The organism is Veillonellaceae bacterium, assembly GCA_025992895.1.
Taxonomy (GTDB): domain Bacteria; phylum Bacillota; class Negativicutes; order Veillonellales; family Dialisteraceae; genus Dialister.
Map to the genome: position 1 here is coordinate 1,824,861 of DAJPGA010000001.1, position 12,965 is coordinate 1,837,825.

A 12,965-nucleotide genomic window follows, 5' to 3' on the forward strand; every position below is an offset into this window, starting at 1 on the left:
TTTTTTATTTTACCGGTCAGTCTTTTACCTGATGGACGACGACCTGCGGGAACGGGATATCGATTCCTGCATCATCGAGTTTCTTCTTGATAGCTATATACAGTTCATTCTGCGCCGTGAAATAATCTTCACTCGGAACCGTTGCACGGATGTAGATATTAATGGAAGAATCCCCGAGTCCATTGACATAAATGGCGATATCATCCTTGTTCATGACATACTTATTCTCATGGAGCACTTCTTTCAGAAGCTCAATGCAGTAAGCAAGGTCCGTACCATAACCTACACCGATATTGAACTGCAAATTTCTCGTATTAAACGAAGAATAGTTCATGATGACACTATTTGTGAGTGAGGAATTCGGTATGACGATCATCTGATTTCCCATTGTGGAAATCTCCGTGTACATAATCCGGATATCAACAACCGTTCCCTGATTCGTTCCTACTGCAATATAATCCCCCACGCTGAACGGGCGGAAAATCAAAATGAAAATGCCCGAAGCAACGTTTCCGATGTTGTCTTTAAGACCGAGGCCGATAGCAAGTCCGATACCGCCGAAAGCAGCTGCGAGCGTTCCTGCTGCCACGCCGGCTGTACTCAGTGCGATAATGGTAACGATGGCCAGGCAGAAGAAAAATGCAATCTCACTGACAAAACTTCTGGCTGATGGATCGACCTTCCCTTTTTCAAGGATTTTGATGATCCCCCGCCGGATATACCGGCAGATCACATACCCGACAACAAATATGATAATTGCTTCAAGGAGATCGATACCCCTGTTGAAAGCAAAATTTTCTAATCCGTTTATTACTTTGGCCGTGATTCCGACTTCGTCAGTAACCACTTTTGTAACTACATTTGGTTCCACAGTCTCTTCCTTTCTTGATACTTATACCAGATCATTCCTCTTTATTCTAACATATGAGAAAGGAGCAGACAGGGAATTCATGAAATTTTATAAAGCAACGTAAAAAGAGCCGCTGATTTTGCGGCTCTTTTTTGTTCTTTAATCGCGGATGAATTTCTCTCCGGCTTTGATGATATTCTCGATGACCATGGCTGTCGTTACGCTTCCTACGCCCCCGGGAACCGGAGTGATGCATCCGGCCTTCTCAGAGACATTGTCATAATCAACATCGCCAACGGTCTTTCCGTTTACACGGTTGATGCCCACGTCAATGACAACGGCACCTTCTTTGACCATATCCGCTGTCACGTATCCAGGCTTCCCGACAGCAGCGACAAGAATATCAGCCTCGCGAGTCAGGCTTGCCAGATCCTTTGTATGAGAGTGGCAGATCGTTACTGTTGCATTCTCCTTCAGGAGCATAATGGAAACCGGTTTCCCGATGACATTGCTGCGCCCTATGACGACGACGCGCTTTCCATTCATTTCAATCTTATAATGTTTCAGGATTGCCATGACGGCGCGCGGTGTATTTCCGAAGAGTCCGTCTTTCCCGGCAAAAAGTCTTCCCGCATTCATGTCCGTCAGTCCGTCGACATCCTTATCCGGATCAATGAGTGCAATCATCTTTTCAGGATCAATCTGCTCCGGAAGCGGCATCATCATAAGAATGCCTGTTATTTCATCATCATTGCTGAGATCGGTGATCAATTTTCCAAGCTCATCTTCGCTGACATCTTCGGCTTCCTTGAATATGCCTGAATTGATGCCATAACTTTTAGCAGCTTTCTGCATGAAGGATGCATACATGGCAGAGGGCTTGCTGTCACCCGCCAGAATGATGGCAAGCTTTGGTTCATACCTCTTCGCCTTGAGGTTTGCCAGGCGTTCTGCCAGTTCCCTTTCAAGAGCTGCTGCTACTTCTTTTCCATCTAAAATCATTGCTGCCATATCAGAAGAGCCCCGTAATATTTCCTTCGTCATCTACATCGATACGTTCAGCAGCCGGACGGCGTGGAAGCCCCGGCATCGTCATGATCTTGCCAGTCAGAGCGACGACAAAGCCTGCACCGGCAGATACTTTGACTTCTCTGACATGGAGTGTAAATCCTGAAGGTGCTCCCAGCTTGGACGGATCATCGCTGAAGGATACCGGTGTCTTTGCAATGCAGACAGGCATCTTTCCGTATCCCATTTCTTCAATGTGCGCGAGTTCCTTTGCAGCAGCACCATCAAATGCTACGCCGTCAGCACCATAGATTTCCTTTGCAATGGTTTCAATCTTTTCTTTAAGGGAAAGGTCCAGATCATAAAGCGGCTTGTAATTGGATCCCTGATCAATAGCTGCCAGTACTTTTTCACCCAGATCAAGTCCGCCTTCACCACCGTCAGCAAAGACAGTGGATTCAGCAACAGGTACGCCGGCTTCCTTGCATGCTTCGAAAACGACTTTCTTTTCTTCTTCTGTATCGGACGGGAACATGTTCAAAGCAACTACGATCGGAAGGCCGTACTTCTTCAGGTTGTGCATATGGCGGAGCAGGTTCGGAAGTCCTCTCTTTACAGCTTCGGGATCGGATTCTGTCAGTTCGTTCTTTGCTTTTCCGCCGTTCATCTTCAATGCTCGGATAGTAGCGACGAGGACTGCAGCATCTGGTTTAAGACCTGCGAAACGGCACTTGATGTCCAGGAATTTTTCTGCGCCAAGGTCAGCACCGAAGCCTGCTTCCGTAACGACATAATCAGCAAGATGCAGCGCTGTTCTTGTTGCCAGGACAGAGTTGCATCCGTGAGCGATATTGGCAAACGGGCCGCCGTGAATGAAGGCCGGAACATGTTCGAGTGTCTGTACCAGGTTTGGTTTCAGCGCATCCTTCATCAGTGCGGTCATAGCCCCCTGTGCATGAATGTCGCCAGCAGTAACCGGTTTATTATCATAGGTATAGCCGACAATGATTCTTGCAAATCTTTCTTTCATGTCATGGATGGAATCTGCCAGGCAGAGGATAGCCATAACTTCGGAAGCGACGGTAATATCGAAGCCGCCTTCTCTTGGCACGCCGTTTGCATGGCCGCCAAGACCTACAACGATATGACGGAGAACACGGTCATTCATATCCATGACGCGGTTCCATACGACGCGTCTGGGATCAATGTTGAGTTCATTTCCCTGCTGGATATGGTTGTCGACCATAGCTGCCAGAAGGTTATGCGCAGCTGTGATGGCATGAAGGTCTCCGGTGAAATGAAGGTTGATGTCTTCCATCGGTACGACCTGGGAATAGCCGCCGCCGGCAGCGCCGCCTTTTATGCCCATGCATGGTCCAAGGGATGGTTCACGCAGGCAGATCATCGTCTTTTTGCCCAGTTTAGACAGAGCCTGTCCGAGGCCGACGGTCGTCGTTGTCTTGCCTTCTCCGGCAGGTGTTGGTGAAATAGCTGTCACAAGAATCAGCTTCCCCTGTGGTTTTGACAGCACCTCATTCGTGAATTTCAAGGATACTTTGGCTTTGTACGGTCCGTAATTTTCCAGATTTTCAGGAGCAATACCGACTTTCTCACCAATCTCAACAATCGGTTTCATCTCCGCTTTCTGTGCGATTTCAATGTCACTCAGCATCTCTTTTTTCCCCTTTCATGGCAACGGTGAAATAAAGGTAAATCTTTATTTATTATAGCATGCAAGACACTATGCCGCATAAAAACGTACAGGAAATATGGTCATTTTATGTTTTGGAAAACCGACAGCAAAAAACTCTCCCCCGAAGGAAGAGTCTTTTATTACTGCCGGAAATATACGTGGACGCTTGAACCTCTCTTTACAGTTGCCCCGATTCCGGGATCCTGTTTGTAAGCATAGCCGCTTCCTTCAGGCTGGAAGCCAAGCCCAGCGCGGGTCAGCCATTCTCCCGTGTCGCGGATCGTCCATCCTGTAAAGCTTGGAAGCCTGAATTCCTTCACATCTTCTGATGGAATTGCAGGCTTGTACGTTTCAATATCCTTTGCTTTCGGCTTTGCATGTGTTGCTTCATCTTCCAGTGTCGGTACTGCAAGGTAATGCATGATATGCGTCATGGCTTCCTTGAAAACAGGAGCTGCTACCTGGCCGCCATAGTAGACGCCTTTTGGTGTATCCAGTACGACAAGGCATATAGCCCTTGGATCTTCCGTAGGGCCGAAGCCGCAGAAGGATGCAATGTACTGATTTTTAAGATACCCGCCGTTGACTGCATCGATTTTCTGTGCCGTACCTGTTTTTCCTGCCATATGGTAGCCGTCAACCTGCGCATTTGTGCCGCCGCCGGATGCGACTTCCTTTTCCATCATGTCCTTGACTTCATCAGCCACTTCCTTGGATACAGGATTTCCGCTGATTTCCGTCTGATTGACCTTGTAATCGCTTCCATCCGGATTCTTGATTTCCTTGATGATATGCGGCTTGACCATTTGTCCGCCGTTGGCCAGGGCGCTGTATGCCTGTACCATCTGGAGCGGTGTTACTGCAATGCCCTGCCCGATGGACATGGTCGCCACATCGATAGCGCGCATTTCCTTCGGATTGAAGAGAATACCCGATCCCTCGCCTGGAAGATCGATTCCGGTCGGCTTCCCGAAACCGAATTTCTTTGCATATTCCGTCAGTATATCTCCGCCGGTCAGCAGCCCTATATGGGCAAAGCCTGTATTGATGGAGAATTTCAGGATATCAACGAGACGGACATCACCATAGGATTCATCATCCCAGTTCCTGATGGCGTGGCCGGATGCCCAGACTGCCCCGGGATCGTGCCAGACACGCTGCGTGTCATACGTTTTGGCTGCCAGAGCAGCCGCTGCAATGACCGGCTTGAATGTCGATCCTGGTTCGTAAATATCGACGACCGCACGGTTCTTGAACTCTGCTTCTGTGGCCTTGTCAAAGTGGTTCGGATCATAAGAAGGCCTGTTCCCAAGCGCAAGGATAGCTCCTGTCTTAGGATCCATGACGATAATGATGCCGCCGGATGCTTTGGTGCTTGCCATAGCACGGTCGAGCGCTCTTTCTGCATAGAACTGGATATTCTGATCGATTGTGAGATAGACGGATCGTTCATTTTCAGCCTTGTAAGGGGCAAGGGCCGACTCCAGAATCGGATTTCCTCGGGCATCGGTCAGAAGCATCTGCTTGCTCTTGCCTCCGCGGATCAGGTCATCCAGCGACATTTCAAGCCCGTCAAGCCCCTTGTCATCGAGACCTACAAAGCCCAGCACATTCGCTGCCATAGGACCATTGGGGTAGAAGCGGCGGCTTTCATCGAAGAAGCCGAAGCCCTTCCACCCTTTTTCCTTGATCAGTGCCTGCACTTTATCAGAATCTTCCGGATCCATCACACGCTCCAGCCATACGAAACGTGTTTTCCTTGACATGGCCTTCGCCAGGTCTGATTCATTTTTCTTCAGGATCGGAGCGAGGTCTTTCGCTGCTTCTGCCGCACTGACGTTCATTGTCCCGGGATCTGCATACAGTGATTTGACCATGATGGAAAAAGCAAGTTCCTTGCCGTTCGTATCGTAGATTGTTCCTCTTGGTGAATAGAGTGTCTGCACGCCTTCGGTCTGGTTCATCGCCATTTCCTCATACTGGCTTCCGCGGGCAATCTGGATCCATCCAAGTCTTCCAGCAAGCAAAAATCCGACGATGCATAGGACGCCCGCCATCTTCCTGCTTCTGGATTTCATGATTTTTTCAGGACCTGATTTACTCATGCGTTCTTCTCCTCATATAACGGACTGCTGCATCGTAGATGGCCGCAGGTTCATTTTCAAGGCTTCCGCTCTGCACGCGGGTAAGAAGGTTCTTCATTCCTTCAGGCGTCTTGTCCCCTAAGAGGAGAGGCACACGCTTGTCATAATGAAGTTCCTTCGTTGAAACAGGGATTTCCAGCGCAAGCCGGGACATGTATTCTCCGATTTCCTGATGTCCCCTTGTATCGGTGTCCGGATTTCCGCATCCGATAATATCTGCGATGGAAAGATCCGTCATCTGCAGCATGGCTTCAGATACATCAGCCGACGTCGGGAATACTTTTTCTCTGGCAATTTGCCTTATCCACTTGTCGGGATGTGATTTCGGATCGTTGGCAATGGTATGGAATCTCATATGGTTTTCTACCAGCCAGGTTACACGGTTGACAAAAGCTTTCGGACGTCTCCAGCGCTTCAGGAGAGCTCTGGTCATTTCAGCCCCTTCCTTATCATGGCCGTAATCGGTAATCCTTCCCTTGTGAATCCCCCTGACACCAGGCATTCCTTTGCCTACATCATGAAGAAGAGCCGCCCAGCGGTTGATGAGCAATGGTTTTGATGCATCAAGAACGGCCAGTGTGTGATACCAACCGTCGAACTTATGAAATTCTTTCTGCTGCGGAAGTCCCACCAGGTGGGAAAGTTCCGGAAGAATGGCAATTTCCGTTTCTTTGCCGTATTCCGTTGCATGGCAGGAACATTCATTAAGCCCTGTACGCACAAGAAGGTCAAATCCGCGCGCTGCATGCGGCGTCACAATCAGCCGGTCTATTTCACTTTCCACTCTTTCAAGCGAAAGTCCTTTCACCCGTTCAAAGGCGGAAGGCATGCCGTCAATCAGTGAACGATCCGCCATGAAATCCAGCTGGCCAAGAAAGCGGCAGGCGCGGAAAAGACGGAGCGCATCCTCTGAAAAGCGTTTGGATGACTCCCCGACCGTACGAAGCCTTTTCCTGTCCAGATCAGAAACGCCGTCAAAGTAATCATAAATCACGCCGTCTGCATCGACAGCCATGGCATTGACAGTGAAGTCTCGGCGCATCAGGTCTTCCTTCAGATCGGATGCAAAATGCACTTCACTCGGGCGATGTGCATCCTGCCCGTACGTTTCGCTCCGGAAAGTCGTCACTTCATAGCTCATGCCATCAATGACGATGATGACTGTTCCAAAGCGGCGTCCTTCTCCTCCTATGGCTTTCCATCCTCGGCTTTCTGCCACACGGATTGTCTCATCCGGAAGGGCAGGCGTTGTAATATCCCAGTCATGGGGCTCAAGCTTCATCATCAGATCCCTGACGCAGCCGCCCACGATAAATGCTTCAAATCCATCTTCATGAAATGCACGCAAAATATGCATTGCACCCTTGTCTATGAGTCCGATCCGTTCGTCAGAAGACAGATTTTCAAATCCTTTTTTATGAAAGTAAGAAGAAACCGCCCCCAAGAATCCCATGGTTCTCCCTCCTGTATGAATGTATATCTATTATTATATACTGAATTGGAATGGCGGGCAAAAACAGTTATGCGAAATATTTAGATTTTATAATTCAAATATTTGATAAAAATCCCGTTTGAGCAAAAAAGACCCATATCCTGAAATGGACATGAGTCTTTTTATTATCGTATGAAATTACATTCAACGATTAGTCTTTGTACTGAGCCGGAAGTTCGGTTGCTCTTGCTACGCCTGTCTTGATAGCAGCTTCTGCTACGGCCTTTGCAACAACATGAGGAACTCTCTTGTCGAATACGTCAACAACAACATGCTTCGGATCCAGTGTGCACTTTGTAGCCAGATCAGCCAGAGCATGAGCAGCAGCCAGTTTCATTTCTTCATTGATCTGGCGTGCGCGTACGTCGAGAGCACCGCGGAACAGGCCCGGGAATACGGAAGAGTTGTTTACCTGGTTCGGCATATCGCTTCTGCCGGAGCCATAGATGTAAACGCCTTTTTCTTCAGCTTCTTCATACATGATTTCCGGAACCGGGTTTGCCATAGCGAAGACAATGCTCTTGTCTGCCATGGTCTTCAGAGCGTCATTGTTGAATACGCCAGGAGCGGAGCAGCCGATAAGTACGTCTGCGCCTTTGACAGCATCAGCAAATGTTCCCTGCTTGTTTTCCGGGTTTGTCTTCTTGATCAGTTCCATCTGGACTCTGTCGCGTTTTCCATTGTCAAAGAGAATGCCTTTGGAATTCAGGACGGTCATGTTTTCAGCCTTTACGCCGTCTTCCAGAAGCAGCTTTGCAATAGCTGTGCCTGCAGCACCTGCGCCGTTGATAACGACTTTGATATCTTCGATCTTCTTGTCAACGACTTTCAGAGCGCCGAGCAGTGCTGCGAGAGCTGCAATAGCTGTGCCGTGCTGGTCATCATGGAATACCGGAATATTCATGATTTTCTTCAGTTCGTCTTCAATGTCATAGCATTTCGGGGAAGAGATATCTTCGAGGTTGATGCCTGCGAAATTCTTTTCCAGAAGCTTTACTGTATGAATGAATTCATCTTTGTCTTTGGTATCAAGAACGATCGGAATCGCATCAATGTTGCCAAATTTCTTGTACAGAGCAGATTTGCCTTCCATAACCGGCATGGAAGCAGCAGCTCCGATATCGCCAAGGCCCAGTACGCGGGTGCCGTCGGAAATAACTGCTACGACATTGCCTCTCCAGGTCATGGTCAGGGACAGATCTTCGTCGTCCTTAATAGCAAGGCACGGAGCGGAAACACCCGGTGTATATACGATAGCCAGATCGTGGCCGTCGTTCATTTCAGCATTCAGTTCAGTCTTGATCATCTGATGCTTTTCTTTTCTAAGCTCAATGGCTTCCTGTCTAAGTTTCTCGGTATCCATAAAAAACCTCCTGAAAAAAATTAATCTTTTATAGCCGGCATATTCCTGCCGTTGAAGATTTCATACATTTCCTGCTTGAGCAGGCGGCGGATTCTCTTTACTTCCTTCTTGTCGAGTTCCTTTTCCGTCGTGTCAAACAAATAGTTGTCCAGCTTGAAATCATGAATCAGCATCTTCGTGTGGAAAATATTTTCCTGATAGACGTTGACGTCAATCATGTCATAGCGGTGGCGGAGATCCGGCGACATATAATTCTGTATGGAATTAATTCTGTGGTCGATATAGATCTTCTTGCCATTGACATCTCTGGTGAATCCCCTGACACGATAGTCAGTGATTACGATGTCTGCATCAAATGACTTCAGCAAATAGTTGAGCGCCTTCAAAGGAGAGATTTTCCCGCAGGTTGATACATCGATGTCTGCGCGGAATGTGCAGATCCCATCCTGAGGATGCATTTCGGGATATGTGTGAACAGTGATATGGCTCTTGTCCAGATGCATGACCACATCCTGCTTCTCCACTTCTTCCTCTGCAATCAGCATCGTCACGCTGGCGCCCTGCGGATCATAATCCTGCTGGGCCGTATTCAGCACGATGGCGCCGATCGTATCAGCAACCTTATTCAAAATCTGGGTCAGTCTTTCTGCACTGTACTGCTCATCAATATAAGCAATGTACTTTTTTCTTTCCTGTTCTGTACTGGCATAACAAATGTCGTACATATTGAAGCTGAGCGTCTTCGTCAAATTGTTGAAGCCGAACAGTTTAAGCTTACCTCTTTTCATGAAGTAAACTGACACCCCCATCCTTATTCTTACCCGGAATGGAACATTCCAATTATAACATAGAGTCAAATAGATTGAAAACGATTTATATCTTGTATACTTATTCTGTATAGATATCGATTAAGGCTATAATTTTTTTAGCTCATTGAGCAGCGCCTGGATGGCTTTTCCGCGATGGCTGATCTTATTTTTCTCCTCCATGGAGATTTCCGCCATCGTCTTGCCATACTGCGGCAGATAAAACAGCGGGTCATATCCAAAGCCCCCGTTTCCTTTGTAGAAATCACGGATGATGCCCTCGCAGGTACCTTCCGCCGTGATTTCCTTTCCATCCGGCCATACAAGTGCAATGACGCATACATAATGGCCCTTGCGGTCATCTCCGGTATACGGTTTCAGGTCTTCCACAAGTTTTCTGTTGTTGGCCTCATCATCGCCATGCTTTCCTGCATAACGGGCGGAATAAACACCCGGGCGGTCGCCTAAAACATCTGCAATGATGCCGGAGTCATCTGACAGCACAGGAAGATTTGTGACTTTGGCGTAATAATGCGCTTTCTGCAATGCATTTTCCTTGAAAGTTTTTCCGGTCTCCTCTGGATCTGGTGCATCAGAGACATCAGCAACAGGAACAGCTTCCCAGCCTATTTCAGAGAATACTTTCTGAAATTCCCTGATTTTTCCTTTATTATGAGTTGCAAGAACCAGCTTCATTGATTTACCCTGCCTTTCATTTATGACCACTCGATTTATGCCTGACCATGTCCCATCATCAGGGCAACGGAATCCCTCTTTGCATTTCTCCAGGCTTCTTCTGCCTTTGCCAGTGATTCAGCCGTCTTGCGGCAGAGCGCATCTGCTTCGCGGATAACCATATCGTCTGCTTTTGGAAGCGGCAGCCTGAGAATTCGTTCCGTTATTAAATGGTACGAATACCCTGCCTTCATCGTATTAAGGAAGAGCTGCCCGACAGGTCCGTCCAAGTACAGTTTCAAATACCAGGAAGTATACCTATCCGCAGGACGGAGTGCCAGAATGCCAGGTGCAAGAACGCAGGATGTCCCTTCCGGAATAACGGCTGTCTTCACATTTCCGTCCCTGACTGTAATGACAAGATCGCCGCTTCTGACAGCAATTCCTTCATCGCCTTCTTCTGCCGGTGCTGAAGAAATAAGGTCTTTCCTGATTCCTGAATCAGAAATCCCCTCTGCAGAAAGTCCGTCATAATATCCTGCGGAAAGTCTCTCAGGCATGAGACCCTCGAATACTTTTCCGATGGAATGATCGAGATCCAGAATATTTCCTGCAAGGATCGACTGAAGCGCAGGAGATCCGTTGTATGCGTAGATATCGATATTCCAGTCGTCAGCTGCTGCAAAATCTTCAGAAGAAAGTTTAAGCGTATCATACCCATGGAAAGCGCCGGATTCAAATCCTGATTCGCCAAATGATACGACAGGCGACTTTTCTCCTGCGAACCTGAGAAATGCGTATTCTTTGCCGCCCAGATCTGTATCATAATAAGAAACGAGTTTTCCTTCAGCTGCCAGAGCCTTTCGTGCGTCTTCTGCTTCCTCACTCTCCTCCAGAAGAAGCGCATATGGAATCAAAACGTCCATTGTGCCCTTCTCTGAAAGCCTTCTGGTGAGAGAGGCAGCATGTGCAATGCTGTTTGTCTCCCAGTTGAATATATAATTATACACTTCCGTGTCCGTATCAAGTTCTTCCTCCATCATCATCCGCCCGCGAGGAAAAACCATATGGAGTTTTTCTTTCCATTCCTGCGAATTCATGGCAAGAGCGATTCTCTTCGTCGTCAGATCCTTGAAAAGATCATCCAGGACAGGAAGGTAGTTTTCTGCGCCGGAGAAGAGGATTGTCTGTCCTGCTTCTTCTGCCTTCTTTCCTGCTTCCTTGAGAAGAGCTCTGACTTCCTGACGCGCGGTGCCTGCTCCCGGTGCAAAGGCCATCGGGTCCACGCGGAGCGCCAGAGTATACACTCTGGCATATGTATCGGCATCCCCTTCATAAAGGCCCAGGCGGTCAGCCGTTTTCTTCATATTTTCATACAGATCTTCGATGGAAATGCCATATTGGGCATTCGACGGATTGCTGAAAAGGAAATAGTCGAGATACCTTGCACGCATAACTTCCTGAAAGATATTTTCTTCCGGTACACCATATCGTCCAAATGTATTCGTTGCATCAATAATATCCTGTGGAGTCATATCCAATCTTCCTTTCGTTTTTGACTTCAATTGTTATCATTATACTTCACAGAGCCATTGATGCGCTACCTTGCGCAAATGCGGCTGTCTTAACCGAAAAAAAACGCACATGGAATTCCATGTGCGTTTTTGCCGTAATCCAACGATTAACGCTTGGAGAACTGGCTTGCTTTTCTTGCTTTCTTGAGACCGTATTTCTTACGTTCTTTCATTCTCGGGTCACGGGTCAGGAGACCTGCGCTCTTCAGCAGTTTTCTATAGTCAGCGTCTACGTCGAGCAGTGCGCGGCTGATGCCATGACGAATAGCACCTGCCTGGCCTGTACGTCCGCCGCCTTTAACGTTAGCAATAACGTCATATGCGGAGGTTGTGCCTGTCAGTTCGAGCGGCTGTTTAATAATCAGTTCGAGAGTTGCAAGATCGAAATAATCTTTCAGTTCACGACCGTTGATTGTAATGTTTCCCTGTCCCGGTACCAGACGGACTCTGGCAACGGATGTTTTTCTGCGGCCAGTGCCGTAGTATGTAGCTTCTGCCATTTCTTATATTTCCTTCCCTTCTGGTTAACGGATATTGAGCTTCAGTTCTTCAGGTTTCTGAGCTGCGTGCGGATGTTCTGCACCAGCATAAACATGAAGCTTACGATACATCTGAGCGCCAAGTTTGTTCTTCGGAAGCATGCCGCGAATAGCATGTTCAACAACCCAAGCTGGTTTTTCACGAAGAGCGTCCCCGGCTTTCTGGTATCTGTCTCCGCCGATGTAACCGGTGTAGTGGAAGTATACCTTCTTCAGTTCCTTCTTGCCTGTCAGGACGACTTTATCTGCGTTGATGACGATAACGTTGTCGCCTGTATCAACATGCGGTGTGTAAGTAGGTTTATTTTTGCCTGTGAGGACTTTAGCTACACTAGCTGCCAGACGGCCAAGTGTCAGTCCTTCTGCATCAACAATATACCATTTACGGGTGATGTTTCCCGCATTGGCCATAAATGTGCTTTTCATTATAAATGATTCCTCCTGAATACTAAACAGAACCGCAAGATATTGTCTTTCCTCCGGGGCTAGTGGTTTCCGGACAAATCTCACAAGAGGTATTATACCTTTTACGGAGAGTTCATGTCAAGTAAAAATAAAGACTTTTTTCTTCATTTCCTTTAGATTTCATAGGAAAACCTATTTATATTTTATTATACATTATATACCAAAGGAATGAACAAATCTTGAATGATAGATGTGTGCCGTTCCTCAAATGATTCCAATCCGCCAATTAAGGCTACATCTTAAAATAAACTCATCCTCAACGTGTACATTTATTACTAAATGGCATATGTTTTTGCTATTGACGTATAGGTTGGTGTGTTGTATCCTAATATTCGTAAAGTGCAACGGATGAGAAC

At 47.5% G+C, this 12,965-nt stretch carries 11 protein-coding genes; all 11 read right to left on the reverse strand.

Annotated elements, in window-relative coordinates; translation table 11 throughout:
* Positions 1–16 precede the first annotated feature (16 nt).
* The 11 genes from OIM03_07950 to rplM all read right to left on the reverse strand — a co-directional run bounded on the left by OIM03_07950 (position 17) and on the right by rplM (position 12,570).
* The gene (locus tag OIM03_07950; protein ID HJI74200.1) at positions 17–871 is read right to left on the reverse strand and encodes a mechanosensitive ion channel family protein; all 855 of its coding nucleotides are present in this window, start codon (positions 869–871) and stop codon (positions 17–19) included.
* A 138-nt stretch (positions 872–1,009) separates the two neighbouring features.
* Complete coding sequence (locus OIM03_07955) at positions 1,010–1,852, reverse strand: bifunctional 5,10-methylenetetrahydrofolate dehydrogenase/5,10-methenyltetrahydrofolate cyclohydrolase (GenBank protein ID HJI74201.1); 843 nt, start codon at positions 1,850–1,852, stop codon at positions 1,010–1,012.
* A gap of 10 nt (positions 1,853–1,862) precedes the next feature.
* Complete coding sequence (locus OIM03_07960) at positions 1,863–3,530, reverse strand: formate--tetrahydrofolate ligase (protein HJI74202.1); 1,668 nt, start codon at positions 3,528–3,530, stop codon at positions 1,863–1,865.
* 161 nt (positions 3,531–3,691) lie between these two features.
* Entirely contained in the window at positions 3,692–5,656 is a 1,965-nt protein-coding gene (locus OIM03_07965) for a penicillin-binding transpeptidase domain-containing protein (GenBank protein HJI74203.1), read from the reverse strand.
* The gene (locus tag OIM03_07970; GenBank protein HJI74204.1) at positions 5,649–7,052 is read right to left on the reverse strand and encodes an HD domain-containing protein; all 1,404 of its coding nucleotides are present in this window, start codon (positions 7,050–7,052) and stop codon (positions 5,649–5,651) included. The genes OIM03_07965 and OIM03_07970 overlap by 8 nt, the downstream gene beginning before the upstream one ends.
* 286 nt (positions 7,053–7,338) lie before the next feature.
* Positions 7,339–8,550 (reverse strand): NAD-dependent malic enzyme, encoded by a 1,212-nt coding sequence (locus tag OIM03_07975; protein HJI74205.1) that lies wholly within the window; start codon positions 8,548–8,550, stop codon positions 7,339–7,341.
* A gap of 20 nt (positions 8,551–8,570) precedes the next feature.
* Positions 8,571–9,338, reverse strand: coding sequence for an adenosylmethionine decarboxylase (gene speD, locus OIM03_07980; GenBank protein ID HJI74206.1), 768 nt, complete (start codon positions 9,336–9,338; stop codon positions 8,571–8,573).
* A gap of 126 nt (positions 9,339–9,464) precedes the next feature.
* Positions 9,465–10,052: an XTP/dITP diphosphatase gene (locus OIM03_07985; GenBank protein HJI74207.1), complete on the reverse strand. Its 588-nt coding sequence runs from the start codon at positions 10,050–10,052 to the stop codon at positions 9,465–9,467.
* A gap of 35 nt (positions 10,053–10,087) precedes the next feature.
* Positions 10,088–11,566, reverse strand: a complete 1,479-nt coding sequence (locus tag OIM03_07990) for a hypothetical protein (protein ID HJI74208.1) — start codon at positions 11,564–11,566, stop codon at positions 10,088–10,090.
* Positions 11,567–11,712: 146 nt separating this feature from the next.
* The gene (gene rpsI, locus OIM03_07995; protein HJI74209.1) at positions 11,713–12,105 is read right to left on the reverse strand and encodes a 30S ribosomal protein S9; all 393 of its coding nucleotides are present in this window, start codon (positions 12,103–12,105) and stop codon (positions 11,713–11,715) included.
* Positions 12,106–12,129: 24 nt separating this feature from the next.
* Positions 12,130–12,570: a 50S ribosomal protein L13 gene (gene rplM / locus OIM03_08000; GenBank protein HJI74210.1), complete on the reverse strand. Its 441-nt coding sequence runs from the start codon at positions 12,568–12,570 to the stop codon at positions 12,130–12,132.
* Positions 12,571–12,965 lie beyond the last annotated feature (395 nt).